The 24,121-nt window shown below is 69.8% G+C and carries 24 protein-coding genes; 21 read left to right on the forward strand and 3 right to left on the reverse strand.

Annotation, left to right across the window (positions count from 1 at the left end):
- On the forward strand, positions 1-887 hold an 887-nt coding region (locus SALMUC_RS00270), incomplete at its 5' end, for a DinB/UmuC family translesion DNA polymerase (protein ID WP_037370900.1).
- Between the two features lie 166 nt (positions 888-1,053).
- The gene (gene serB / locus SALMUC_RS00275; RefSeq protein ID WP_020040749.1) at positions 1,054-1,929 is read left to right on the forward strand and encodes a phosphoserine phosphatase SerB; all 876 of its coding nucleotides are present in this window, start codon (positions 1,054-1,056) and stop codon (positions 1,927-1,929) included.
- Here serB and SALMUC_RS00280 read toward each other — a convergent pair.
- Positions 1,926-2,912: an asparaginase gene (locus SALMUC_RS00280; protein WP_245584644.1), complete on the reverse strand. Its 987-nt coding sequence runs from the start codon at positions 2,910-2,912 to the stop codon at positions 1,926-1,928. The two genes, serB and SALMUC_RS00280, sit on opposite strands and share 4 nt — an antisense overlap.
- A gap of 169 nt (positions 2,913-3,081) precedes the next feature.
- Between SALMUC_RS00280 and SALMUC_RS00285 the strand changes: the two genes are divergently transcribed.
- The 7 genes from SALMUC_RS00285 (at position 3,082) to rlmH (ending at position 9,156) form a co-directional block, all read left to right on the forward strand.
- Positions 3,082-3,612 carry an invasion associated locus B family protein gene (locus SALMUC_RS00285; RefSeq protein ID WP_020040747.1) on the forward strand — a complete coding sequence of 177 codons (531 nt, stop codon included), beginning with the start codon at positions 3,082-3,084 and terminating at the stop codon, positions 3,610-3,612.
- 102 nt (positions 3,613-3,714) lie between these two features.
- Positions 3,715-4,395, forward strand: a complete 681-nt coding sequence (locus SALMUC_RS00290) for a hypothetical protein (protein WP_020040746.1) — start codon at positions 3,715-3,717, stop codon at positions 4,393-4,395.
- 61 nt (positions 4,396-4,456) lie between these two features.
- Positions 4,457-5,452 (forward strand): deoxyribose-phosphate aldolase, encoded by a 996-nt coding sequence (deoC, locus tag SALMUC_RS00295; RefSeq protein ID WP_020040745.1) that lies wholly within the window; start codon positions 4,457-4,459, stop codon positions 5,450-5,452.
- On the forward strand, positions 5,439-5,753 hold the full coding sequence (locus tag SALMUC_RS00300; protein ID WP_020040744.1) for a hypothetical protein: 315 nt from the start codon (positions 5,439-5,441) through the stop codon (positions 5,751-5,753). The genes deoC and SALMUC_RS00300 overlap by 14 nt, the downstream gene beginning before the upstream one ends.
- Positions 5,754-5,762: 9 nt before the next feature.
- Positions 5,763-8,096, forward strand: a complete 2,334-nt coding sequence (locus SALMUC_RS00305) for an aldehyde dehydrogenase family protein (RefSeq protein WP_020040743.1) — start codon at positions 5,763-5,765, stop codon at positions 8,094-8,096.
- A gap of 204 nt (positions 8,097-8,300) precedes the next feature.
- Positions 8,301-8,675 carry a ribosome silencing factor gene (rsfS, locus tag SALMUC_RS00310; protein WP_156883338.1) on the forward strand — a complete coding sequence of 125 codons (375 nt, stop codon included), beginning with the start codon at positions 8,301-8,303 and terminating at the stop codon, positions 8,673-8,675.
- 10 nt (positions 8,676-8,685) lie between these two features.
- On the forward strand, positions 8,686-9,156 hold the full coding sequence (rlmH, locus tag SALMUC_RS00315; RefSeq protein ID WP_020040741.1) for a 23S rRNA (pseudouridine(1915)-N(3))-methyltransferase RlmH: 471 nt from the start codon (positions 8,686-8,688) through the stop codon (positions 9,154-9,156).
- 257 nt (positions 9,157-9,413) lie between these two features.
- On the opposite strand, the gene SALMUC_RS00320 is transcribed toward rlmH, so the two are convergent.
- Positions 9,414-10,217, reverse strand: coding sequence for an undecaprenyl-diphosphate phosphatase (locus tag SALMUC_RS00320; RefSeq protein WP_020040740.1), 804 nt, complete (start codon positions 10,215-10,217; stop codon positions 9,414-9,416).
- 228 nt (positions 10,218-10,445) lie between these two features.
- Between SALMUC_RS00320 and SALMUC_RS00325 the strand changes: the two genes are divergently transcribed.
- The 7 genes from SALMUC_RS00325 (at position 10,446) to queG (ending at position 20,426) form a co-directional block, all read left to right on the forward strand.
- Entirely contained in the window at positions 10,446-11,882 is a 1,437-nt protein-coding gene (locus SALMUC_RS00325; RefSeq protein WP_020040739.1) for an NAD(P)-dependent oxidoreductase, read from the forward strand.
- A 121-nt stretch (positions 11,883-12,003) separates the two neighbouring features.
- A complete protein-coding gene (locus SALMUC_RS00330) occupies positions 12,004-12,438 on the forward strand; it encodes a GFA family protein (RefSeq protein ID WP_037370905.1) in 435 nt (144 codons plus the stop codon).
- On the forward strand, positions 12,438-12,980 hold the full coding sequence (locus SALMUC_RS00335) for a Spy/CpxP family protein refolding chaperone (protein ID WP_020040737.1): 543 nt from the start codon (positions 12,438-12,440) through the stop codon (positions 12,978-12,980). Before SALMUC_RS00330 ends, SALMUC_RS00335 begins: the two co-directional genes overlap by 1 nt.
- 17 nt (positions 12,981-12,997) lie before the next feature.
- The gene (gene gltB, locus SALMUC_RS00340) at positions 12,998-17,542 is read left to right on the forward strand and encodes a glutamate synthase large subunit (RefSeq protein WP_020040736.1); all 4,545 of its coding nucleotides are present in this window, start codon (positions 12,998-13,000) and stop codon (positions 17,540-17,542) included.
- A 126-nt stretch (positions 17,543-17,668) separates the two neighbouring features.
- Complete coding sequence (gene mtgA / locus SALMUC_RS00345; protein WP_020040735.1) at positions 17,669-18,451, forward strand: monofunctional biosynthetic peptidoglycan transglycosylase; 783 nt, start codon at positions 17,669-17,671, stop codon at positions 18,449-18,451.
- Positions 18,452-18,618: 167 nt separating this feature from the next.
- Positions 18,619-19,284 (forward strand): FtsZ-binding protein FzlA, encoded by a 666-nt coding sequence (gene fzlA / locus SALMUC_RS00350; RefSeq protein WP_020040734.1) that lies wholly within the window; start codon positions 18,619-18,621, stop codon positions 19,282-19,284.
- A 107-nt stretch (positions 19,285-19,391) separates the two neighbouring features.
- Entirely contained in the window at positions 19,392-20,426 is a 1,035-nt protein-coding gene (queG, locus tag SALMUC_RS00355; protein WP_020040733.1) for a tRNA epoxyqueuosine(34) reductase QueG, read from the forward strand.
- Between the two features lie 17 nt (positions 20,427-20,443).
- Here queG and SALMUC_RS00360 read toward each other — a convergent pair whose 3' ends face one another.
- On the reverse strand, positions 20,444-20,902 hold the full coding sequence (locus tag SALMUC_RS00360; RefSeq protein WP_020040732.1) for a hypothetical protein: 459 nt from the start codon (positions 20,900-20,902) through the stop codon (positions 20,444-20,446).
- A 275-nt stretch (positions 20,903-21,177) separates the two neighbouring features.
- Between SALMUC_RS00360 and msrB the strand changes: the two genes are divergently transcribed.
- The 5 genes from msrB (at position 21,178) to SALMUC_RS00385 (ending at position 23,991) form a co-directional block, all read left to right on the forward strand.
- Positions 21,178-21,627, forward strand: a complete 450-nt coding sequence (gene msrB, locus SALMUC_RS00365; protein WP_020040731.1) for a peptide-methionine (R)-S-oxide reductase MsrB — start codon at positions 21,178-21,180, stop codon at positions 21,625-21,627.
- Complete coding sequence (gene msrA / locus SALMUC_RS00370; protein WP_020040730.1) at positions 21,624-22,133, forward strand: peptide-methionine (S)-S-oxide reductase MsrA; 510 nt, start codon at positions 21,624-21,626, stop codon at positions 22,131-22,133. Before msrB ends, msrA begins: the two co-directional genes overlap by 4 nt.
- 121 nt (positions 22,134-22,254) lie before the next feature.
- The gene (locus SALMUC_RS00375) at positions 22,255-22,875 is read left to right on the forward strand and encodes an MliC family protein (RefSeq protein WP_020040729.1); all 621 of its coding nucleotides are present in this window, start codon (positions 22,255-22,257) and stop codon (positions 22,873-22,875) included.
- A gap of 10 nt (positions 22,876-22,885) precedes the next feature.
- Positions 22,886-23,383, forward strand: a complete 498-nt coding sequence (locus tag SALMUC_RS00380) for a DUF805 domain-containing protein (RefSeq protein WP_020040728.1) — start codon at positions 22,886-22,888, stop codon at positions 23,381-23,383.
- Positions 23,380-23,991, forward strand: coding sequence for a class I SAM-dependent methyltransferase (locus tag SALMUC_RS00385; protein ID WP_020040727.1), 612 nt, complete (start codon positions 23,380-23,382; stop codon positions 23,989-23,991). The genes SALMUC_RS00380 and SALMUC_RS00385 overlap by 4 nt, the downstream gene beginning before the upstream one ends.
- Positions 23,992-24,121 lie beyond the last annotated feature (130 nt).

Genomic DNA, 24,121 nt, shown 5'->3' on the forward strand with positions numbered 1-24,121 from the left:
TCGGGCGCGGGCTGGTGGACCGGCTCGACCAGGCGCTGGGGGCCGCGCCCGAGCCTCTCTCGCCCGCCGCCGCGCAGGGACGCATCGCGGTGCGCCTCACGCTGCCCGAGCCCATCGGGCTCGAGGCCGACATGCTGGCCGCGCTCGACAGGATGCTGCCCCGCCTCTGCGGGCTGCTGCGGCGCCGGGGGCGGGGCCTGCGCACCCTGCGGCTCGAGGCGCACCGCACCGACGACACGATGCAGTGGACCAACCTCAGCCTCGCGCGCCCCTCCTGGGAGGCCGACCGCCTCTGGCCGCTGCTGCGCATGAAGCTGCCCGAATTCGAGGCCGGCTTCGGCATCGACATGCTGCGCCTCGAGGCGGTGCGCCACGAACACGTGCAGGAGCGCACCCAGACCGGCCATGTCGAGGCCGGCGACCAGGCCCGCCGCCGCATGGCGGGAGAAACCCTGCTTGCCGACCTGCTCGGGAGGCTCGGCGCGCGCATCGGGATGGAGGCGATCACCCGGCGCCACCCCGGCGACAGCCATATCCCCGAGAAGGGCGCGCTCACGCTCGCCGCCGCCTGGTCCGAGCCCGCGCCGCACTGGCCGCCGCCGCCGCGTCCGCGCCCGCTGTCGCTCTTCCGCCCCGAGCCGGTGCAGGCCCCCGAGACGCCGCACCCGCCCGCGCGCTTTCGCTGGCGTGGGCGCGAGGTCGTGGGAACCGCTTCCGAGGGCCCCGAGCGCATCGCGCCCGAGTGGTGGCTGGACGAGCCCGACTGGCGCAGCGGCCTGCGCGACTACTGGCAGGTGAGTGCCGACACGGGCGAGCGGCTCTGGCTCTTCTACGCCCACGGCGGGACGCTCTCCCCGGGCTGGTTCTGCCACGGGATCTTCGCCTGACCCCGCGGCCCCTCCCGGTGCTTCTTCTTGTTCCAAATACGCACCCGGGCCGGCCCCCGCGGCCTCGCGCGGCACCACGGCGGCGCCCGCGCGTCGGTCCTTCCCCTTTCCAATCCGCCCGCCCCGTGCAAGACACGCCCGCGACACGCACACAGGAGGCCGCCCCATGCAGATCGTCTCGCTCATCGCCCGTCCCGGCGCGCTCGACCCCGCCATGGTCGACAGCCTGCGCAACGCCTGGGGTGGCGGCATGGCGACCTGGCTCGCGCCCGACGAGGCGGCGGAATTCCCGCTCGAGGCCGCGCCGGGCAACCTCGACGAGGTGCGCGAGAGCCTCGCGGCGCAGGCCGACCTGAACGTGATCCCGGCCGAGGGCCGCCGCAAGAAGATGCTCATTGCCGACATGGACAGCACCATGATCGCGCAGGAATGCATCGACGAGCTGGCCGACGAGGCCGGCGTCGGTGCCCACGTCAAGGAGATCACCGCCCGCGCCATGAACGGCGAACTCGACTTCGAGGGTGCCCTGACCGAGCGTGTCGCACTGCTGAAGGGCCTGCCGGAAAGCGTCATTGCCGATGTGCTGGCACAGCGCATCACGCTCACCCCCGGCGGGCGCGAGCTGGTGGCGACCATGCGCGCGGCGGGCGGCCATGCGCTGCTGGTCTCGGGCGGCTTCACCGCCTTCAGCGGCGAGATCGCCGAGCGCGTGGGCTTCGACGCGCACCGGGCCAACACGCTGCTTGCCGAGGACGGTGTGCTCACCGGACGGGTGGCGCATCCGATCCTGGGGCGCGAGGCCAAGATCCAGGCGCTCGAGGAGACCACCGCGCGGCTGGGCATCGACGAGGCCGATGTGATCGCGGTGGGCGACGGGGCCAACGATCTCGGCATGCTGGGCCGCGCCGGGCTGGGCGTGGCGCTGCACGCCAAGCCCTCGGTGCAGGCGCAGTGCCAGTGCCGCGTGAACCACGGCGACCTGACCGCGCTGCTGTACCTGCAGGGCTATGCAAGGGACGATTTCGCGCCCGTGGCAGGCTAGATCACCGCGGCGATCTCGCCCACGACATGGCCCGCCCGGTTGGTGATCGGCGGGTTCAGGAACCGCTTCACCTCGGGCGCGGCGGGGTCCAGCACGCCCATCCCCGCGAGGATCGCGGCGAAGGCGCATTCCGAGGCGCGCGTGGCGCCGTCGACGATCTTGAGCGCCACGCCCTGCCCGCGCTCGGGCAGGATGGCGACGAAGTAGCCCTCGGCCCCGGTCTTGATCGCCACCGGCTCGCGCGCGGCGCGCATGAGTTGGGTGCAGGCGCGTCCCTCGCCCGCGACCAGCAGCGGGTGGGCGCGCATGGCATCGACCAGCCGGGCCGCGGCGCGGCTGAGCGCGTCCTCGCGCTGCCCGGCGGTGGCGAACCAGGCCATGGCGCGGGCCATGCCCTGCATCGTGGTCGCGAAATTGGGGGCCGAGCAGCCGTCGATTCCGAAGCCCGGCGAGGTGGCGCCGGTGACCTCCTCGAAGACCTCGCGCACCGCCTTCTGTACGGGATGTACGGGGTCTACGTACTCCGGGCCCGTCTTGAGGTGCCGCGCCAGCGTCAGAAAGCCCGCGTGCTTGCCCGAGCAGTTGTTGTGCACCTGGCAGGGCGTCCGGCCGTCGCGGATCATCTCGAAGCGCAGCGCCTTGTCGCGCGATGGCTCGGTCCCGCAGCGCAGGTCGTCGTCGCCGAGGCCGAGGTCGGCGAGCCAGGCCTCGACCGCCGCGACATGCACCGGCGCGCCCTCGTGCGAGGCGCAGGCGAGGGCGAGCTGTTCGTCGGTCAGGCCCTGGGCATCGGCGGCGCCGGAGGCCACAAGCGGCAGGGCCTGGATCATCTTGGCCGAGGAGCGCGGCAGGATCAGGGCCTGCGGGTCGCCCCAGGCCTCGACGATGCCGGAGGCGTCGCAGATGACGGCATGTCCGGTGTGCCGGCTTTCGGCCAGGGGGCCACGGACGATCTCGACCATGGGGGCGGGTGCTGTGGGCATGGGCGACCTCTTCACATGTCGGCGATATCTTGCCAAGAGGGGGTTTCTCGGCCCCTGTTTTTCAGGGTATCGTCCCGGCGTCGAGCGAAAAGGGTTGCACGGGTGCCGGGCCGGAACAGGTAGGTGCCTGTCGCAGGACAAGAGGCGAGCACGCTTGGAGGCTGCAGGTATGACATCATTTCTCCGTGGAGTTCTGGGCGCGGCGGCGGTCGCGCTGACGGCAAGCGGCGTGGCGGCGCAGGAGGAAAGCACCAATCGCGTCAACGCGATCACCGACTGGTCCGTCTTCGAGGGACAGGACCCGCGCGAATGCTGGGCGGTGACCACCTACAAGGAAAGCGTCAACACCAAGGACGGCCGCGTCGTTTCGGTGCGGCGCGGCGACATCCTTCTGATGGTCTTCTACCGTCCGGGCGCCGAGGTGCAGGGGCAGCTGGCCTTCACCGGTGGCTATCCCTTCGCGGACGGCTCGACGGTGAACGTCGACATCGGCGGCACCGAGTTCGAACTCTACACCGAGGGCGAATGGGCCTGGCCCGCCTCGCCGCAGGACGACGCCAAGATCATCACCGCGATGAAGCGCGGCGCGGACGCGGTGCTGACCGCACGCTCCTCGCGGGGCACGCAGACCGAGGACACCTTCTCGCTGATGGGCTTCACCGCGGCGATCGAGGACGCGGAATCGCGCTGCACGTCCTGACGGGGCCTGACGGCCCCGGGCGCCGCCCGCGGCGGCGCCGATTGCGTATTTTGGGAAAGATGATGGGGCCTGGGTGGCCCCGCGACGGCGCGGAGACGGTCGATGACGGATGAGCCGACGCGCGGCGTGGTCTACGTGGCATGGGGGCGCGAGCACGTCGAGGTGGCGCGGCGCTCGGCCGCGAGCGTCAAGCGCAGCAACCCGGATCTCGGCACGGCGATCTGGTGCAAGGAAGGCGACGACACCTCCGGGTTCGACCGCGCCTTCATCGTGCCCGAGGGGCTGAAGCGGCCCAAGGTGAACCTGCTGGGCGAGAGCCCCTTCGACGAGACGCTGTTCCTCGACAACGATACCATCGTGCGCGCGGAGCTTGGCTCGCTCTTCGACCTGTTGCGGAAATACGAGATCTGCGGCGCGCAGGTGATCCTCTGGCACCGGCCGCGGCACCTCAAGCGGATCGCGCTGGACCTGCCCGAGACCTTTCCCGAGATCAACACGGGCGTGCTGCTCTACCGCAAGACGCCCGCGGTGCTGGAGCTGTTCCGCGACTGGGCGGCCACCTTTGCCGGCTCGGGCATGGGAATCGACCAGCCGAGTTTCCGCGAGGCGCTGTGGCGCTCGGACGCGGCCTTCCACGTGCTGCCCGCGCAGTTCAACAAGCGCGTCTTCGAGGCCTCGGAGCTGATCTGGTCGGACCAGCCGAAGCCGCGCATCCTGCACCTGGAGCTGCTGCGGCCGCAGAAGAACCCGCTGCTGCGCTGGCTGTCGAACCGCATCCGCTGACGCGGCGGGCATCTTGCCCGGGGCGGGGCGGCGTGGCACTGCTGGCACCGGAGGTTTTCGCATGGCCCAGATACACGACGATTCCCCGGTGGTCCGGCACCTGACGGGCGCCGCCGAGGCGCGCAACCCGGGCATGGCGCTCGACATGGACAGGGTGATGCGCGCGCGCGCCAACCGTTCGGCCGTGGAGCGGCGGGCCGCCACGCTGCCGGGGCGGCGCAGCGTCAAGAAGGACCACCAGGCGGCCTGGCTGGCGCGGGCCATCTCCTGCATCGACCTGACGACGCTTGCGGGCGACGACACGGCGGGCCGCGTGCGGCGGCTTTGCGCCAAGGCGCGCCAGCCGGTGCGGGCCGACCTGCTGGAGGCCATCGGCCTGCCCGAGCTGACGGTGGGCGCGGTCTGCGTCTACCATGACATGATCGCCCCGGCGGTCGAGGCGCTGGAGGGCAGCGGCATCCCGGTCGCGGCCGTCTCGACCGGCTTTCCGGCGGGGCTCTCGCCCTTCCGCCTGCGGCTGGCCGAGATCGGCGAGAGCGTCGCGGCCGGGGCTTCGGAGATCGACATCGTGATCTCGCGCCGGCTGGTGCTGGCGGGCGACTGGCAGGGGCTCTACGCCGAGATGCGCGCCTTCCGCGAGGCCTGCGGCGAGGCCCACGTCAAGGCCATCCTGGCCACCGGCGAGCTGGGCACGCTGCAGAACGTGGCGCGCGCGAGCCTCGTCTGCATGATGGCGGGGGCGGATTTCATCAAGACCTCGACCGGCAAGGAGAGCGTCAACGCGACGCTGCCGGTGAGCCTGGTGATGATGCGGGCGATCCGCGAGTACCACGAGGCGACGGGGCATCGCGTGGGCTACAAGCCCGCGGGCGGGATCTCCAAGGCCAAGGACGCGCTGACCTACCTCGCGCTGGTGAAGGAGGAGCTGGGCGACCGCTGGCTGCGGCCGGACCTCTTCCGCTTCGGCGCCTCCTCGCTGCTGGGCGACATCGAGCGGCAGCTCGAGCATCACGTGACGGGGGCCTACTCGGCCTCGTGGCGTCATGCCCTGGCCTGATGTCTGGACCTACGGCAACTGGGCGTTTCAGGCCGCCATCGTTGTCGCGGCGGTGGTCGTGTCGCGGTGGCGGCGCCGGCGGATCACCGAGGAGGTCGCGCTTCTGCCCGAGGACATGCGGCGCCTGGTCGGCCCGGCGCCCTACCACATGCCGCCGCCCGCCGAGCGCCGGCCGGAGGGGCTGCGGCGATACGCGGCGCAATACGACCGTTTCCGCCGGCCGGGGCGGCTCTTGTGGGGCGTCTTTGCGCTCTGGGTCGCCGTGGTCGTCTGCGTCGCGGTCATTCAGGAAATCGGATAGGGGGCTGGCGTGAGCATCAGGGATATCTTCGAGAGCATGGATTACGGCCCCGCGCCCGAGAGCGCCGGCGACGCGCTGACCTGGATCGTCGACCAGGGGTCGCGGTTCGGGCATTTCATCGGGGGGGTCTTCACGGACCCCGGCGAGACCTTCGAGACCCGCAACCCCGCGACCGGCGAGGTGCTGGCGGAGGTGACGCAGGCGGCGCAGGCCGACGTGGATGCCGCGGTGGCGGCGGCGCGGGCGGCGCAGCCGGGCTGGGAGGCGCTGGGCGGGCCAGGCCGGGCGCGGTATCTCTACGCGCTGGCGCGGCTGGTGCAGAAGCACGCGCGGCTTTTCGCGGTGCTCGAGACGCTGGACGGCGGCAAGCCCGTGCGCGAGGCGCGCGACATCGACGTGCCGCTGGTGGCGCGGCATTTCTCCTACCACGCGGGCTGCGCGCAACTCATGGAGACGCAGCTGCCGGGGCAGCGGGCGTTGGGCGTCTGCGGGCAGATCGTGCCGTGGAACTTCCCGCTGCTGATGCTGGCCTGGAAGGTCGCGCCGGCGCTGGCCACGGGCAATACCGTGGTGCTGAAGCCGGCGGAGTGGACTTCGCTCACGGCGCTGCTGTTCGCCGACATCTGCCGGCAGGCGGGGCTGCCCGAGGGCGTGGTGAACATCGTGACCGGCGACGGCGCGGTGGGCGAGATGATCGTGGGCGCCCCGGTCGACAAGATCGCCTTCACCGGCTCGACCGAGGTGGGGCGCCGGATCCGGGCCGCGACGGCGGGGACGGGCAAGGCGCTGACGCTCGAGCTGGGGGGCAAGTCGCCCTACATCGTGTTCGAGGACGCGGATCTCGATTCGGCGGTCGAGGGGCTGGTGGATGCGATCTGGTTCAACGGCGGGCAGGTCTGCTGCGCGGGCTCACGGCTGCTGGTGCAGGAGGGCGTGGCCGAGGCGTTCCACGACAAGCTGAAGACGCGCATGGCGAAGCTGCGCGTGGGCGATCCGCTGGACAAGTGCATCGACATGGGCGCCATCGTGGATCCCGTGCAGCGCGACCGGATCGCGGCGCTGGTCGAGGGCTGCGAGGGCGAGGTGCATCGCGCGGGGCCGGTGCCTGAGGGCTGTTTCTACCCGCCGACGCTGATCACCGGGCTGAGCGCGGCCTCGCCGCTGATGCAGGAGGAGATCTTCGGGCCGGTGCTGGTCTCGACGACCTTCCGGACGCCCTCCGAGGCGGTGCAACTGGCCAATGGCACCCGCTACGGGCTGGCGGCGAGCGTCTGGTCGGAGAACATCAACACCGCGCTGGACGTGGCGCCGAAGCTGGCGGCGGGCGTGGTCTGGGTCAACGGGGCCAACATGTTCGACGCCGCCGCGCCTTTCGGCGGGGTTCGAGAGAGTGGGTTCGGGCGCGAGGGCGGCCTCGACGGGCTGCGGGCCTACACGCGGGACGAGGGCGCGGCGCCGCGGCTGGAAGCGGTGGAGCCCTTCGGCGGCGAGGCGGCGGAGCCGGAGCCGGTGGACCGGACCGCGAAGCTTTATATCGGCGGCAGGCAGGCGCGGCCCGACGGCGGCTACGCGCGGCTGGTCCATGACCCCGAGGGCCGGCTGATCGGGCAGGTGCCCATCGCCAACCGCAAGGACCTGCGCAACGCCGTCGAGGCGGCGCGCGGGGCGGCAGGCTGGGCGGGCGCCACGGCGCATAACCGGGCACAGGTGCTGTTCTACATCGGCGAGAATCTCTCGGCGCGGGCCGGCGAGTTCGCCGAGGCCATCGACCGGATGACCGGCGGCAGCGACGGGGCGCGCGAGGTCGCGGCCTCGGTCGACCGGCTGTTCTCGGCCGCGGCCTGGGCCGACAAGTTCGAGGGCCGCGTCGCGCCGGTGCCGATGCGGGGCGCGGCGCTGGCCATGCGCGAGCCCTGCGGCGTGATCGGCGCGCTCTGCCCGGACGAGGCGCCGCTGCTGGGGCTGGTTTCGGTCATGGCGCCGGCCATCGCGATGGGCAACCGCGTTGTGCTGGTGGCCTCGGAGCCCTTCCCGCTGGCGGCGACGGACTTCTACCAGGTGCTCGAGACCTCGGACGTGCCGGGCGGGGTGGTGAACATCCTGACCGGCGCGCACGAGGAACTGGCCCCGGTGCTGGGCGCGCATTTCGACGTCGAGGCGGTCTGGAGCTTTTCCTCCTCGGACGTGTCCGGCGCGGTGGAGCGGGCCGCGGCGGAGAGTCTCAAGCGCACATGGGTCAATCACGGGCGGGGACGCGACTGGTTCGGGCCCGCGGGAGAGGGGCGCGCGTTCCTGGAGGCCGCGACCGAGGTCAAGACGGTCTGGATCCCCTACGGCGCCTGAGCGCCCCGGAATTGCCACCTTTTCGGGCAGCCCGGCCCCCGGCCGGGCATTCCGTTGCGCGGCGTGACATTGAGATTTCGCCGTTCCGATGCTATGTTGAAAGCACGCCCGGCGCCGGGGTGGCTTTCGGCGCTTGCAACCAAGGAGGACAATGTCCTGTCTTTTACTGCCAGTGCGGTTGATTCCGCGAACCCGGGGCATGGCATGACCGGAATGCCCCAGACCGAGGTCACCCAGGACGATATCCTGGCTACCGTCCTCAAGAGTCTCGACGACAACAAGGCCGAAGACGTCGTGCAGATCGACCTGCGCGGCAAGACCACCGTGTGCGATTACATGGTGATCTGCTCGGGCCGCTCGTCGCGCCAGCTTGGCGCGATCTCGGACAAGCTGGTCGAGGATCTCAAGCACGAGCTCGGGGTGCAGGCCAAGTCCGAGGGCAAGGACACGGGCGACTGGGTGCTGATCGACACCGGCGATGTCATCGTCCACGTCTTCCGCCCGGAAGTGCGCGAGTTCTACCAGCTCGAGAAGATGTGGCTGCCGCTGGCGCAGGGCGGCGTTCAGGCCGCGACCTGATCCGCAGCGCGTGAAACTGCATCTCTGTGTCGTGGGCCGCCTGCGGGCGGGCCCCGAACGCGACCTCATCGACGACTACCTGACCCGGTTCGACCGGACGGGCCGGGGCCTTGGCCTCGGGCCCGCCTCGGTGCACGAGGTCGAGGACCGCAAGGGCGGCGGCATGGCGGCCGAGGCGGCACTGCTGCGCCGCGCGATCCCCGCCGGTGCCGCCGTCTGCGCGCTGGACGAGCGCGGGCGGCAGACGAGTTCGCCCGATTTCGCGGTGCGGCTGGGCCGGATGCGCGACGAGGGCGTCTCGGATCTTGCCTTCGTGATCGGCGGCGCGGACGGGATCGAGCCGGCGCTGCGCGATTCGGCGGACATGGCGCTGTCCTTTGGCGCGATGGTCTGGCCGCACATGCTGGCGCGGGTCATGCTGAGCGAGCAGATCTACCGCGCGGCCGCGATCCTGGCCGGAACCCCCTACCACCGCGCCTGAGAGGCCGTTTTCGGCGGTTTTCCGCGCTCAAGGGCGCAGGTTGAGCGGCTTTCCGCGATCGGCACAAAGTGTGTGTTGCGGGGCCGAATCGCGCCGGATTACCTGCGCTTAACGCTTCGTCACGCTGCCAGACCGGACGAGCGCTGCCGCCGGATCCGTCCTGTCCCCTTCGGTTTCCGCCGAGCGTGGATCCGGCTGCAAGGCCCCGGAGACCCCAACTCCGGGGCCTATTTTTTTGTTCAGGTCTTCTCAGGTCTTCAGGTGTAGGCCACGACCAGAAGGATGATGCCGAGCACGACGCGGTAGATCACGTAGGGCGTGAAACTGACCGAACGCAGCAGCCGCATCATCAGCGCCAGTGCCCCCAGCGCCGAGACGAAGGCCATCGCGGCGGCGATGGCGCCGTCGCGGGCCGCCGCCGCGTCGGCGGTCGAGGCGACCTCGGCCCCCAGCAGGATGCCCGAGGCGGCGATGGTGGGGATCGACATGAGCATCGCGATCTTGGCGCCGTCCTGGCGAGCGTAGCCGAGTTGCCGCGCGGCGGTGATCGTGATGCCCGAGCGCGAGGTGCCCGGGATCAGGGCCACCGCCTGCCAGAGGCCCATGATCAGCGCGTCGCGCAGGCCCCAGTCGCCCTCGGTCCGGACCTCGGGCCCCGTCTGGTCGGCCCACCACAGCACGATGCCGAAGACGAGCATGGTCCAGCCGATGACGGCGATCGAGCGCAGCGCCTCGTCGAAGCCGGTGAGCTTGAGCAGGAGGCCGGCGATCACCACCGGCACGGTCGCCACCGCGAGCCCCAGCGCGAGCCGGGCGCCGGGCGTGTCGCGCCGCCCGGCAAGCAGTTGCAGCGTGCCGATGGCGGCGATGCGCACGTCGGACCAGAAATAGAGAATGACCGCGCCCAGGGTGCCGACATGCACCGCGACATCGATGACCTGCCCCTGATCCGCCATTCCTGTGAGATTCGGCAGCAGAATCAGGTGTCCCGACGAGGATATCGGCAGAAACTCGGTGATTCCCTGGATCAGGGCCAGTATTATCAGCTGGGTGAGAGGCATGGCGGGGCTGACTCCGGTCACGTCGTGTCCCCGGTATAATCGCCTGTGTTTTCAGGGGAAGTGGATAATTAGGTCCGGCATGATACCTTGTTTTGACCCGAAAGTGCCGGAGCTGGCCCGTGCGTGGCTACAAAATCAACAATTAGGTCAGCAATTCTGACTTTTATTTCCCGCGCGCATTGAGTATTCGGGCCCAAATGGAAGTCAGTCCGTAGGAGACGTGCCACCATGGCGAAGCAGCCGATGCTGAAATTCGTGCAAGTCGAGCGTGACATGCCGCTCAAAAGGACCGCCGATGAGCGGAACAAGGATTTCCACGAGATCTATGCGGAATTCGCCGACGAGAAGGCCAAGGAGCAGTCCGGCCGCTGCAGCCAGTGCGGCGTGCCCTATTGCCAGAGCCACTGCCCGCTGCACAACAACATCCCCGACTGGCTGCGGCTCACCGCGAGCGGCCGCCTGAAGGAGGCCTACGAGGTCAGCCAGGCGACGAACACCTTCCCCGAGATCTGCGGCCGCATCTGCCCGCAGGACCGCCTGTGCGAGGGGAACTGCGTGATCGAGCAGTCGGGCCACGGCACGGTGACCATCGGCGCGGTCGAGAAATACATCACCGACACAGCCTGGGAAGAAGGCTGGGTCGAGCCGCCCGCTCCCGTGCAGGAGCGCAGGGAGAGCGTGGCGATCATCGGCGCGGGCCCCGGCGGGTTGGCGGCGGCCGACGTGCTGCGCCGGGCCGGCGTGCAGGTCACGATCTACGACCGCTACGACCGCGCGGGCGGGCTGATGACCTACGGTATTCCCGGCTTCAAGCTGGAAAAGCCCATCGTCATGCGCCGCAACGAGCAACTGGCCCAGGGCGGCGTGCGCTTCGTCATGGACTGCGACGTGGGCGTGACCATGTCCTTCGACGACATCCGCGACCAGCACGACGCGGTGGTGATCGCCACGGGCGTCTACAAGTCGCGCAGCCTTCAGGGGCCGGGGTCCGGCGCCTCGGGCATCGTGCGGGCGCTGGACTACCTGACGGCCTCGAACCGGGCGTCGAACTTTGGCGACACGGTGCCGGAATGGGAGAGCGGCGAGCTCAACGCCAAGGACAAGCGCGTCGTGGTGATCGGCGGCGGCGACACGGCGATGGACTGCGTGCGCACCGCGATCCGGCAGGGCGCGACCAGCGTGAAGTGTCTCTACCGCCGCGACCGGACCAACATGCCGGGCTCGCAGCGCGAGGTGAAGAACGCCGAGGAAGAGGGCGTGCAGTTCGAGTGGCTGACCGCGCCCAAGGCCTTCAAGGGCGATCCCGTCGAGGCGGTGGTGGTCGAGAAGATGCGCCTCGGCCTGCCCGACGCGACCGGCCGCCAGAGCCCCGAGGTCATCGAGGGCTCGGACTACGAGGAGCCGGCGGACCTGGTGATCAAGGCGCTGGGTTTCGAGCCCGAGGAGCTGCCGACGCTCTGGGGCGTGCCCGAGCTGGAAGTGACCCGCTGGGGCACCGTGAAGGCCGAGTTCACCAGCGGCCGCACCGCGCTGCCCGGCGTCTACGCCGTGGGCGACATCGTGCGCGGCGCCTCGCTGGTGGTCTGGGCGATCCGCGATGGCCGCGACTGTGCCGAGCATATCCTGCAGGATTTCGGCGCCAAGGCGGCGATCGCGGCGGAATGACCGGGATACCGCGGCCCGGCCCCGGCGGGGTGCGGTGCCGCGGGTGTCGCGGATGCGTATTTCGGGAAAGATGAAGGGCGGGCCCGCGGGCTCGCCCGGTCCCGCAGGGCGGAGGGCCCGGATGGAACGGAAAGGCCAGTGCTTGTGCGGGGCGGTGCGGTTCGCCGTCGGTGCCCTGGGCAACTTCGGCGTCTGCCATTGCCGCCAGTGCCAGCGCTGGGCGGGTTCGGCGCTGTTCGGGGTGAACGTGCCCGAGGCGGCGATGCGCGTCGAGGGAGCCGAACACATCGGCAGCTTCCGGTCCTCGGACTGGGCGACGCGCAGCTTCTGCACCCGCTGCGGCTCGGGGCTGTGGTATCGCTACGACAAGGGCGTGGACGGCACGGGCGACTACGAGGTGCCGGTGGGCCTGCTCGACGACGCGAACGGGCTGGAGCTGCAGAGCGAGATCTTCGCCGATGCGAAGCCCGACTGCTGGGCGCTCGAGGGCGCGCACGAGCGGCTGACCAGCGCCGAGACGCTGGCGAAGTTCGGCCCCCAGGTGGAGGGCACGTGATGCGGCTGATGATGACATTCGCGCTTTGCGCCTTGCCGCTGGCGGGCGCGGCCGAGACCGGCCAGCCCTATGCCGGGCAGCAGGGGCGCGATATCGCGACGCTGTCGGAGGCCGACGTGACGGCGATCCTGGCCGGCGAGGGCTGGGGGCTCGCGAAGCCCGCCGAGCTGAGCGGCTACCCGGGCCCGGCGCATGTGCTGGAGCTGGCCGAGGCCCTGGAGTTGACCGAGGACCAGCGCACGCAGGTGCAGCGGGCCTACGACATGATGCGCGCGGAAGCGCAGGACGCGGGCGCGGCCTATGTCGAGAGCGAGCGGCACCTGACGCGGATGTTCCGCGCGGGCCATGCCGACCCCGAGATGCTGGCCACCGCGCTGCAGAGCTCGGCCGCCGCCTTCGCGCGGCTGCGCGAGGTGCATCTTGCCGCGCATCTCGCGGTGACGCCGCTGCTGAGCGACGAACAGAAAGAGACATACGCGCAGATGCGCGGTTACGACGGCGCGGCCGGTGGCACTGACCACCAGGGCCACGCCCAGCATTGAGCCAGGGAGACCGGACCATGACCAAGTACGACGAGAATTGGGTGGCGGCCGAGGAAGCCAAGCGCAAGTGGATGGCCGAGAACGGGCTGTATTCCGAGGAGGAGGAGCATTCCTCCTGCGGGGTGGGGCTTGTCGTCTCGATCGACGGCCGCCCGAGCCGCAAGGTCGTTGAATCCGGCATCACCGCGCTCAAGGCGATCTGGCACCGCGGTGCGGTCGATGCCGACGGCAAGACCGGTGACGGCGCGGGCATCCACGTTCAGATCCCGGTGAACTTCTTCTACGACCAGATCGACCGCACCGGGCACAGCCCGCGCAAGGACGAGCTGATGGCAGTGGGCCAGGTCTTTCTGCCGCGCACCGATTTCGGCGCGCAGGAGACCTGCCGGACCATCGTGGAGACCGAGGTCCTGCGCATGGGCCACTACATCTACGGCTGGCGCCACGTTCCGGTGAACGTCGACTGCCTGGGCGAGAAGGCCAACGCGACGCGCCCCGAGATCGAGCAGATCCTGATCTCGAACGCCAAGGGCGTGGACGAGGAGACCTTCGAGCGCGAGCTCTACGTCATCCGCCGCCGGATCGAGAAGGCGGCCATGGCAGCGGGCATCACGCAGCTCTACATCGCGTCGCTGTCCTGCCGCTCGATCATCTACAAGGGCATGATGCTGGCCGAGCAGGTGGCGGATTTCTATCCCGACCTGCAGGACGAACGCTTCGAGTCCGCCTTCGCGATCTATCACCAGCGCTACTCGACCAACACCTTCCCGCAGTGGTGGCTGGCGCAGCCCTTCCGCATGCTCGCGCACAACGGCGAGATCAACACGCTGAAGGGCAACCTGAACTGGATGAAGAGCCACGAGATCCGCATGGCCTCGTCGACCTTCGGGGACATGGCCGAGGACATCAAGCCGATCATCGCGAGCGGGGCCTCGGACTCGGCGGCGCTGGACGCGGTCTTCGAGGTGCTGGTGCGCGCCGGGCGCAACGCGCCCATGGCCAAGACCATGCTGATCCCCGAGTCCTGGTCCAAGCAGGCGGTGGAACTGCCGCAGGCCTGGGTCGACATGTATTCCTACGTCAACTCGGTGATGGAGCCCTGGGACGGCCCCGCGGCGCTGGCCATGACCGACGGCCGCTGGGTCTGCGGCGGGCTTGATCGCAACGGGCTGCGCCCGATGCGCTACGTCGTGACCGGCGACGGCCTGCTGATCGCGGGCTCCGAGGCCGGCATGGTGCCGGTCGACGAGGGCACGGTCCGCGAGAAGGGCGCGCTTGGCCCGGGCCAGATCATCGCCGTCGACATGGAAGAGGGCAAGCTCTACCACGACACCCAGATCAAGGACCGCCTGGCGGCGAGCCAGCCTTTCGGCGAATGGGTCGGCAAGATCACCGACCTCGACGCGGCGCTCGCGGGCGTGACCGAGAAGCCGATCTTCTCGGGCGGCGATCTGCGCAAGCGGCAGATCGCGGCTGGCTTCACCATGGAAGAGCTCGAGCAGATCCTCGCGCCCATGGCCGAGGACGGCAAGGAAGCGCTGGCCTCGATGGGCGACGACACGCCCTCGGCTGTGCTGTCCAAGAAGTATCGTCCGCTGAGCCACTTCTTCCGGCAGAACTTCAGCCAGGTGACCAACCCGCCGATCGACAGCCTGCGCGAATTCCGCGTGATGTCGCTCAAGACGCGGTTCGGCAACCTCAAGAACGTGCTGGACGAGAGCAGCTCGCAGACCGAGATCCTCGTGCTGGACAGCCCTTTCGTGGGCAACGCCCAGTTCGAGGAGCTGACCTCGCACTTCAACGCGGGGCTGGTCGAGATCGACTGCACCTTCCCGGTGGGCGGCGATCATGACGCGCTGCGCCGGGGGCTCGAGCGCATCCGCGCCGAGGCCGAGGACGCCGTGCGCTCGGGCGGGGGGCACATTGTGCTGACCGACCAGCACCAGTCCGAGGACAAGGTCGCGATGCCGATGATCCTGGCGACCAGCGCGGTGCACTCGTGGCTGACCAAGAAAGGCCTGCGCACCTTCTGCAGCCTGGGCGTGCGTTCGGCCGAGTGCATCGACCCGCATTACTTCGCGGTCCTCGTGGGCTGCGGCGCGACCATCGTGAACCCCTACCTCGCCGAGGACAGCCTTGCCGACCGGATCGAGCGCGGGCTTCTCGAGATGACGCTGACCGAGGCGATCGCGAAGTACCGCGAGGCCATCGACCAGGGCCTGCTCAAGATCATGTCCAAGATGGGCATCTCGGTGATCTCGTCCTATCGCGGCGGTCTCAACTTTGAGGCCGTGGGCCTGTCGCGCGCCATGTGCGCCGAGTATTTCCCCGGCATGCTGAGCCGGATCTCGGGCATCGGGGTGAGCGGCATCCAGAAGAAGTCGGAGGAGATCCACGAGCTGGCCTTCCGCGGCGGGCGCGACGTGCTGCCCATCGGCGGCTTCTACAAGGCGCGCAAATCGGGCGAGACCCACGCCTGGGGGGCGCAGACGATGCACCTCATGCAGGCGGCCTGCAACAAGTCCTCCTACGAGCTGTGGAAGACCTATTCCAAGGCGATGCGGGCCAACCCGCCGATCCACCTGCGTGACCTGCTGGACTTCAAGCCGGTCGGCAAGCCGATCCCGCTGGAGGAGGTCGAGAGCATCACCTCGATCCGCAAGCGCTTCGTGACGCCGGGCATGTCGCTGGGCGCGCTGAGCCCCGAGGCGCACAAGACGCTGAACGTTGCGATGAACCGCATCGGCGCCAAGTCGGACTCGGGCGAGGGCGGCGAGGATCCGGCGCACTTCGTGCCGGAGCCCAACGGCGACAACCCCTCGGCGAAGATCAAGCAGGTGGCCTCGGGCCGGTTCGGCGTGACCGCCGAGTACCTGAACAACTGCGAGGAACTTGAGATCAAGGTCGCGCAGGGCGCCAAGCCCGGCGAGGGCGGCCAGCTGCCCGGCATGAAGGTGACCGAGCTGATCGCGCGGCTGCGGCATTCGACGCCGGGCGTGATGCTGATCTCGCCGCCGCCGCACCACGACATCTACTCGATCGAGGACCTCGCGCAGCTGATCTACGACCTCAAGCAGATCAACCCGCGCTGCAAGGTGACGGTGAAGCTGGTGGCCTCGTCGGGCGTGGGCACCATCGCGGCGGGCGTGGCCAAGGCCAAGGCCGACGTGATCCTGATCGCCGGCCACAACGGCGGCACGGGCGCCTCGCCCGCGACCTCGATCAAGTACGCGGGCCTGCCCTGGGAGATGGGCCTCTCGGAGGCGCACCAGGTGCTGGCGATGAACAAGCTGCGCGACCGGGTGACGCTGCGCACCGACGGCGGCCTGCGCACCGGGCGTGACATCGTCATGGCCGCGATGATGGGGGCCGAGGAATACGGCATCGGGACCGCGGCGCTGATCGCCATGGGCTGCATCATGGTCCGCCAGTGCCAGTCGAACACCTGCCCGGTGGGCGTCTGCACCCAGGACCCGTCGCTGCGTGACAAGTTCACCGGCAACGCGGACAAGGTGGTGAATCTCATCACCTACTACGCCACCGAGGTGCGCGAGATCCTCGCCTCGATCGGGGCACGGTCGCTCAATGAGGTGGTGGGCCGGGCCGACCTGCTGCGGCAGGTCAGCCGGGGTGCCGAGCACCTGGACGATCTCGACCTCAACCCGCTGCTGATCCGCGTGGATGGGGCCGACGACATCGTCTACGACCGCTACAAGCCGCGGAACCCCGTGCTCGACACGCTGGATGCCGAGATCGTGCGCGACGCGCACCGCTTCCTCGAGGACGGCGAGAAGATGCAGCTCAGCTACGCGGTGCAGAACACGCACCGCACGGTGGGCACGCGGACCTCGTCGCACATCGTGTCGAAGTTCGGCATGCGCAACGCGCTGCAGCCCAACCACCTGCACGTCAAGCTGACGGGCAGCGCAGGCCAGTCGCTGGGGGCGTTCCTGGCGCCGGGGCTGAAGATCGAGGTCTCGGGCGATGCCAACGACTATGTGGGCAAGGGCTTGTCGGGCGGCACCGTGGTGGTGCGGCCGCCGATGATGTCGCCGCTGACCGCCTCGGAGAACACGATCATCGGCAACACCGTGCTTTACGGGGCGACCGACGGTTACCTCTTCGCCGCGGGCAAGGCGGGCGAGCGCTTCGCGGTCCGCAACTCGGGCGCGCAGGTCGTGGTCGAGGGCTGCGGCAGCAACGGCTGCGAGTACATGACCGGCGGCGTGGCGGTGATCCTCGGGCCGATCGGGGCCAACTTCGGCGCCGGCATGACCGGGGGCATGGCCTATCTCTACGATCCCGAGGGCATGGCCGATGCGCTGATGAACAAGACCAGCCTGGTGACCTGCCCGGTCACGGTCGACGAGTGGGAAGCCGAGCTGCGCGGCCTGATCGAGCGTCACGTCGAGGAGACCGGCAGCCGCAAGGCGCAGGACATCCTGCAGCACTGGGAGACCGAGAAGGCGCAGTTCGTGCAGGTCTGCCCGAAGGAGATGCTCGACAAGATCGCGCATCCGCTGGGGATCGAGGACGAGCTCGCCGCCATGCCGGCGGAGTGATCGCCCGCGCGGGCACGACGACGACAGGGGGCCCGGGCGTGACGTCCGGGCCCTTTCCGGTTTCGGGCCGCCGAGGGCGGCCTTGCATGGTGACAGCCCGGGCCCCGGGCGTGTAGATCGGACGGCATGGCACGAGCGGCAACATCCCGGAAGGGCGACAGGCAGAAGGACAAGACCGGCGGCCGGAAAGGCCGCGGGCGCAAGGCGGAGCCGGAGCTGGTGGAGCGTCCGCGCCCGCGTCCGCTGCGCTGGCTGTCGCGCTGGGCACTGCGGATCTGCCTTCTGGCGGTGGTGCTGGCCATCGCGGCGGTGATGCTCTTCAAGGTGGTGAACCCGCCGCTCACGCATACCATGTGGGCCGAGGGCCGCCGGCTGGGCCAGCCGGTCGAGCGCGAGTGGGTCCCGGCGGAGGAGATCGCGCCGGTGATGCTGCGGTCGGTCGTGGCGGCGGAGGACGCCAACTTCTGCCAGCATTGGGGCTTCGACATGAAGGCGATCCGCGCGGCCATCGAGGCCGGCGGCAACCGCGGCGCCTCGACCATCAGCCAGCAGGTGGTCAAGAACGTCTACCTCTGGCAGGGGCGCAACTGGACCCGCAAGGCGCTGGAGGCGGCGCTGACGCCGCTGGTCGAGGCGGCCTGGACCAAGCGCCGGATCCTCGAGGTCTATCTCAACGTGGCGGAGTTCGACGCGGGCGTCTTCGGCGTCGAGGCCGCGGCGCGGCACAATTTCGGCGTGAGCGCCGAGGGGCTGTCGTCGGTGCAGGCGGCGCGGCTGGCGGCGGTTCTGCCCGACCCGAGGGACCTGTCCGCCTCGCGGCCCACGGCCTATGTCGAGCGACGGGCCGCGCAGATCCGCGACGGGGCCGCGACCATCGACCGCGACGGCCGCGCGGCCTGTTTCCAGTAGCCGGGCGCCTGCCGTCCCCCACCCCGGCCCTCCCCCGGCAGGGGAGGGAGCGGTGCCGCCTCTGGTGGCGTTGTCTTGCCGCCACGTGCGGCAGTGGTTGAATGTGACGGCGTTTCGCGGCACATAGTCGTGCAGATTTTCCCGACCCCCCGGAAGTGTCCCGCCCCATGGCCAAGCTCTACCACGTGCCGCTGTCGCCCTTCTGCCGCAAGGTGCGGCTCAGCCTCGCCGAGAAGAAGATCGAGTGCGAACTGGTCGAGGAGCGCTACTGGGAGAAGGACGCGGACTTCCTGCGCCGCAACCCGGCGGCCAAGGTGCCGGTGCTGCGCATCGACGGCAAGACCATGGCCGAGAGCGCCGCGATCTGCGAATGGCTGGAGGAGAGCTATCCCGAGCCTGCGCTGATGCCGCGCTCGGCTGATGCGCGCTACGAGATGCGGCGGCTGGTGGCCTGGTTCGACGACAAGTTCCACCACGAGGTGACCTCGAAGCTGCTCTACGAGCGGGTGAACAAGAAGATCATGAAGCAGGGCTTCCCGGATTCCACGAACGTCAAGGCCGGGGCGAAGGCGATCAAGTATCACCTCGACTACATGGCCTGGCTGCTGGATCACCGCCGCTGGCTTGCCGGGGATTCCATGACGCTGGCCGATTTCGCGGCGGCGGCGCATCTGTCGGCGCTGGACTACATCTCGGACGTGGACTGGAACCGTTCGGAGACGGTCAAGGACTGGTACGCCAAGATCAAGTCGCGCCCGGCCTTCCGCAACATCCTGGCGGACCAGGTGCCGGGCTTTCCGCCGCCGGCGCACTACGCGGACCTGGATTTCTGAGCGGGGTCGATTTTTCGTCGAAAAATCGGTGAGGGGCTCTGCCCCTCCCGGCCTGCGGCCGGTTCACCCCGGGATATTTGCAGCCAGAAGATGCCCCGGGGGGACGCATGCAGGAGCTGAAGGACAGGCTGGTGGCCGAGGCGGGGGCCGTGGGGTTCTCGGCCTGCCGGGTCTGCCGGCCCGGCGACGTGCCGCAGGTGGCGGAGCGGCTGCGGAGCTTCCTCGAGGCGGGGCAGCACGGGCAGATGGGCTGGATGGCGGACCGCGCGCAGTGGCGGGGCGATCCGACGGCGCTCTGGCCCGAGGCGCGGTCGGTCATCATGCTGGCCGAGAACTACGGGCCCGGCCACGATCCGCTGGAGGTGCTGGAGCGCCGCGAGCGGGCGGCGATCTCGGTCTACGCGCAGAACCGCGATTACCACGACGTCGTCAAGAAGCGGCTGAAGCGGCTGGGGCGCTGGCTGATCGAGGCGGCGGGCGGCGCGCCCGAGATCAAGGTCTTCGTCGACACCGCGCCGGTGATGGAGAAGCCGCTGGGCGAGGCCGCGGGGCTGGGCTGGCAGGGCAAGCACACCAACCTGGTGAGCCGCGAACTGGGGTCCTGGTTCTTCCTGGGCTGCATCTTCACGACGCTGGAACTGCCGGTCGACGGGGCGGAGGCGGACCATTGCGGGTCCTGCCGGGCCTGCCTCGAGGTCTGTCCGACCGATGCCTTTCCCGCGCCCTACCGGCTGGATGCGCGGCGCTGCATCTCCTACCTGACGATCGAGCATCGCGGCCCGGTGGACGAGGAGCTGCGCGGCAAGCTGGGCAACCGGATCTACGGCTGCGACGACTGCCTGGCGGTCTGCCCCTGGAACAAGTTCGCGCGCGAGGCCTCGGAGGCGAAGTACCACGCACGGCCGGACCTCGTGGACCCGCCGCTGGAGGAGCTTGCGCAGCTGGACGACGCGGGGTTCCGGGCGCGGTTCTCGGGCAGTCCGATCAAGCGGATCGGCCGCGACCGGTTCCTGCGCAACGTGCTTTACGCCATCGGCAATTCCGGCGAGGGCCGGCTGCGGGCCGCCGCGCAGGCGCACTGCGAGGATCCGGACCCCGCGGTGGCCGACGCGGCGCGCTGGGCGGTGGCGCGGTTGGGCTGAACGGACGCGCCGCGGTGTCAGTCGCGGGTGTCGATCAGCAGGGTGATGACGCCGTCCTCGGATTTGTAGACGCCGATCACGTCCTCGGCCGTGGCGTCGCTGCCCTCGAGCGCGCCGGTCAGCACCTCGTCGCCCCTGATGCGGGTTCCGAGCATGTCGAGCTGCGTGCGGGCATCGGCGAGCGCGGTGTCGAGGACTTGCAGGCTGCCCTCTCCGGCGCCTTCGATCGCGTCCAGCGACATGGTCTCGACGGTGGCGTCTTCGGGGATGTCGCCGGTGGGGATCGCAACGCCGCTGCCGTCGAGTTCGGCGAGCAGATCGTCCATGGTCTCGGGCGGCTCGTTGGTTTCGATCACCATCGTGGCGCCGGAGGGGACGCGCTCCTCGGCGTTGATGGTGTCCTGCGCGAGCGCCGCGCCCGGGGTGAGCATGGCGAGAAGGGCGGCGAGAGCCGGGCCGGTCGGACGAAGGGTCATTCGAGGGTGCTCCTTGGACTGTGGTGTGGGCGATGCCAGCGATGCGGCGTCCGGGGTCATCTGTCAAATGGCCGTGACCGCCGATGCGTTCCGCGCGGGCGCGCGATCGGCCGCGATTGGCAGGGTTTTGCCGCCCCGGGCGCAGGCATGGCGGCGCTTCGCCGGTTTTCGGACCCTGTGAGGGGCCGCCGCCGGCGATGACGGCGCGGTGAAAGGGGCTTTGCAAAAGAGGTATCCCGGCCCCATGTTCGGGGAAAGCCGATCCGGAGGGACCCATGGCCAAGTACCAACGCGACCCCGACGCGCTCGCGCAGCTCGACCCCGAGCAGTACCGCGTGACGCAGCAGAACGGGACCGAACGCCCCGGCACGGGCAAGTATCTCGACAACCACGAGCCGGGCATCTACGTCGACCTCGTTTCGGGCGAGCCGCTCTTTGCCTCGTCGGACAAGTACGAAAGCGGCTGCGGCTGGCCGAGCTTCACCAAGCCGATCGAGCCCGCCTACGTGAACGAGCTGCGCGACACCAGCCACGGCATGATCCGCACCGAAGTGCGCAGCACCAACGGCGACAGCCATCTCGGGCACGTTTTCCCGGACGGGCCGGCGGACCGGGGCGGGCTGCGCTACTGCATCAACTCGGCCTCGCTGCGCTTCGTGCATCGCGACGAGATGGAGGCCGAGGGCTACGGAGACTATCTCGACCAGGTGGAGGAACTGTCATGACAGACCAACGTGCCGTACTCGCCGGGGGCTGCTTCTGGGGAATGCAGGACCTGATCCGCAAGCTGCCCGGCGTGTCGAAGACCCGCGTGGGCTATACCGGGGGCGACGTGCCGAACGCGACCTATCGCAATCACGGCACCCACGCCGAGGGGATCGAGATCTTCTACGATCCCGAGCGCATCAGCTTCCGGCAGCTGCTGGAGGTCTTCTTCCAGATCCACGACCCGACGACGTTGAACCGGCAGGGCAACGACGTGGGCATGAGCTACCGTTCGGCGATCTACTACGTCGATGAGGACCAGCGGCAGGTGGCCCTCGACACCATCAAGGACGTCGAGGCGAGCGGCCTCTGGCCCGGCCGCGTGGTGACCGAGGTGGAGCCCGTGGGCGATTTCTGGGAGGCCGAGCCCGAGCACCAGGATTACCTCGAGCGATTCCCCAACGGCTATACCTGCCACTTCCCGCGCCCGGACTGGGTGCTGCCGCGGCGCGCCGCGGCGGAGTGAGGATCTCTCCTCGTCGAAGAGAAGGGCGCATCCCGGCTCGGGGTGCGCTTTTTTTGTTCCGGCTCTCGCGGGGCCGATGCTATGCTCGCGGGGCATTTCGACGCCCGGAGATTTTCGACAAATGACGTTTCGCATTTTTGCGGCCCTCGTTCTGGCCGCCACCCCCGCCGCCGCGCTGGACCCCTCATTCGATTGTTCGAAAGCCGAGAGCGGCGGCGAGAAGGCCGTCTGCGCCTCGGACGCGCTGGCCTCGATGGATCTCGAACTGGCGCGGCTCTACAAGCTGGCGGCCGAGGGACCAAACATCAGCGCCGACCGGCTGAACGAGCTCAAGGCCATGCAGCGCGGCTGGATCAAGGGCCGCGACGACTGCTGGAAGGCAGAGGACAGCGAAGCGGCCTGCGTCGCCCGCGAATATGCCTTCCGCATCGACGCGCTGCGCACCGGCTATGCCGATGCGCGCGCGGAGGAGGGCGCGTCGGTCGGCCCCTTTGCCTATGTCTGCGAGGGGCTGGACGCGGCGGTGAGCGCGACCTTCGTGAACACGATGGCGCCCATGGCGGTGCTGCGCTGGAACTCCGACGCGGCGGCGCTGCCACAGGTGCCGGCGGCCTCGGGCGCGCGGTACGAGGCGGAGGGCGGCTACCTCGGGCATGTCCTGTTCTGGACCAGGGGCGATGAGGCGGTGATGCAGGTGGGCGCGGGGCCCGAGATGGCCTGCGTGCAGGACGATATCGGGTAGGAGCGGCGCCATGGGGTTCGTCGATGCCGTGAAGGCGGGGTTCCGGAACTACGTGACCTTTTCGGGCCGGGCGTCGCGCCCGGATTTCTGGTGGTGGGCGCTGTTCATCTTCGCGGGTAGCCTCGTGCTGTCGCTGGTGGACGCCGCGCTCTTCGGCGTGGCGGCGGAGACCGGTGAGGCGCGGCAGGTGCTGTCGGGTCTCTTCAACCTGGGGGTGCTGCTGCCGACCATGGCGGTGGGGTTTCGCCGCATGCACGACAGTGGGCGGCCGGGCTGGTATTACCTTTTGCCCTTCCTCGTCTCGCTGGGGCTGATGCTGGTCGTGACCTTCGGCATGGCCACGGCCGTCGCGGTCGAGGGCGGCTCGCCCGGGGCCGGTATGGCAGTGGGCATGGCCGGCCTTGCTGCCATCGGCATCGCGCAGATCGTGTTGCTGGTGCTGATGATCTGGTGGCTGACGCGGCCTTCCGATCCCGGGACCAACGCCCATGGACCGCCCCCGACGTGAGCGCGGCCTTCTGGGACAGGGTCGCCGAGCGCTACGCGGCGCGGCCGGTGGGCGACAGCGCGGCCTACGAGGCGACCTTGGCGCGCGTGCGGCACTGGCTGGGGCCGGAGATGGAGGTGCTCGAGCTGGGCTGCGGGACCGGCAGCACGGCGATCGCGCTGGCGGAGGCCGCCGGGAGGATCACGGCGACCGACGTCTCGGGCGAGATGATCCGCATCGCGCAGGGCAAGGCGGGGCCCGCCAACCTGACCTTCCGGCAGGCCGGGGTCGACGAGGCGCTGACCGGGCGGTTCGACGTCGTGCGGGCCTTCAACCTGCTGCACCTGCTGGAGGACCGGTCGGGCACGCTGCGCGCAGTGCGGGCGGTGCTGCCCGAGCGCGGGCTCTTCATCTCGAAGACGCCCTGCCTTGCGGCCAAGTGGTGGCTGAGACCCGTGGTCGCCGCGATGCGGATGGCGGGCAAGGCGCCGAGGCTGCAGTTCCTTTCCGTGAAGGGGCTGGAGGCGGCGGTGCGCGAGGCGGGGTTCGAGATCCTCGAAACCGGGGACTACCCGCCGCGCCTGCCCGGCCGCTTCATCGTGGCGCGCCGGCTGCCGGATGCGCGCTGAGGCGCTGCCGCCGGAGGCGGGCCTCTGCCGCCCTTGCGTATTTGGAGAAAGATGAAGCGGGCCGGTGGCTCTGACGCCACGTTGCGCGGTGACAGCGGCGCGCGGATCGTGTGGGATCGCGCGCAGGGAG

Source organism: Salipiger mucosus DSM 16094, assembly GCF_000442255.1.
GTDB classification, from domain to species: Bacteria; Pseudomonadota; Alphaproteobacteria; order Rhodobacterales; family Rhodobacteraceae; genus Salipiger; species Salipiger mucosus.

What these genes read in the sequence shown, in the direction of transcription:
- rsfS (WP_156883338.1), top strand. Translation starts at nt 8,301, where the DNA reads ATGACCGGAATGCCCCAGACCGAGGTCACCCAGGACGATATCCTGGCT.
- fzlA (WP_020040734.1), top strand. Translation starts at nt 18,619, where the DNA reads ATGGCCAAGCTCTACCACGTGCCGCTGTCGCCCTTCTGCCGCAAGGTG.
- serB (WP_020040749.1), top strand. Translation starts at nt 1,054, where the DNA reads ATGCAGATCGTCTCGCTCATCGCCCGTCCCGGCGCGCTCGACCCCGCC.
- SALMUC_RS00330 (WP_037370905.1), top strand. Translation starts at nt 12,004, where the DNA reads ATGGAACGGAAAGGCCAGTGCTTGTGCGGGGCGGTGCGGTTCGCCGTC.
- msrA (WP_020040730.1), top strand. Translation starts at nt 21,624, where the DNA reads ATGACAGACCAACGTGCCGTACTCGCCGGGGGCTGCTTCTGGGGAATG.
- deoC (WP_020040745.1), top strand. Translation starts at nt 4,457, where the DNA reads ATGGCCCAGATACACGACGATTCCCCGGTGGTCCGGCACCTGACGGGC.
- queG (WP_020040733.1), top strand. Translation starts at nt 19,392, where the DNA reads ATGCAGGAGCTGAAGGACAGGCTGGTGGCCGAGGCGGGGGCCGTGGGG.
- SALMUC_RS00360 (WP_020040732.1), bottom strand. Translation starts at nt 20,902, where the DNA reads ATGACCCTTCGTCCGACCGGCCCGGCTCTCGCCGCCCTTCTCGCCATG.
- SALMUC_RS00380 (WP_020040728.1), top strand. Translation starts at nt 22,886, where the DNA reads ATGGGGTTCGTCGATGCCGTGAAGGCGGGGTTCCGGAACTACGTGACC.
- SALMUC_RS00285 (WP_020040747.1), top strand. Translation starts at nt 3,082, where the DNA reads ATGACATCATTTCTCCGTGGAGTTCTGGGCGCGGCGGCGGTCGCGCTG.
- msrB (WP_020040731.1), top strand. Translation starts at nt 21,178, where the DNA reads ATGGCCAAGTACCAACGCGACCCCGACGCGCTCGCGCAGCTCGACCCC.
- SALMUC_RS00325 (WP_020040739.1), top strand. Translation starts at nt 10,446, where the DNA reads ATGGCGAAGCAGCCGATGCTGAAATTCGTGCAAGTCGAGCGTGACATG.
- SALMUC_RS00290 (WP_020040746.1), top strand. Translation starts at nt 3,715, where the DNA reads ATGACGGATGAGCCGACGCGCGGCGTGGTCTACGTGGCATGGGGGCGC.
- SALMUC_RS00335 (WP_020040737.1), top strand. Translation starts at nt 12,438, where the DNA reads ATGCGGCTGATGATGACATTCGCGCTTTGCGCCTTGCCGCTGGCGGGC.
- SALMUC_RS00375 (WP_020040729.1), top strand. Translation starts at nt 22,255, where the DNA reads ATGACGTTTCGCATTTTTGCGGCCCTCGTTCTGGCCGCCACCCCCGCC.
- gltB (WP_020040736.1), top strand. Translation starts at nt 12,998, where the DNA reads ATGACCAAGTACGACGAGAATTGGGTGGCGGCCGAGGAAGCCAAGCGC.
- SALMUC_RS00280 (WP_245584644.1), bottom strand. Translation starts at nt 2,912, where the DNA reads ATGCCCACAGCACCCGCCCCCATGGTCGAGATCGTCCGTGGCCCCCTG.
- mtgA (WP_020040735.1), top strand. Translation starts at nt 17,669, where the DNA reads ATGGCACGAGCGGCAACATCCCGGAAGGGCGACAGGCAGAAGGACAAG.
- SALMUC_RS00320 (WP_020040740.1), bottom strand. Translation starts at nt 10,217, where the DNA reads ATGCCTCTCACCCAGCTGATAATACTGGCCCTGATCCAGGGAATCACC.
- SALMUC_RS00300 (WP_020040744.1), top strand. Translation starts at nt 5,439, where the DNA reads ATGCCCTGGCCTGATGTCTGGACCTACGGCAACTGGGCGTTTCAGGCC.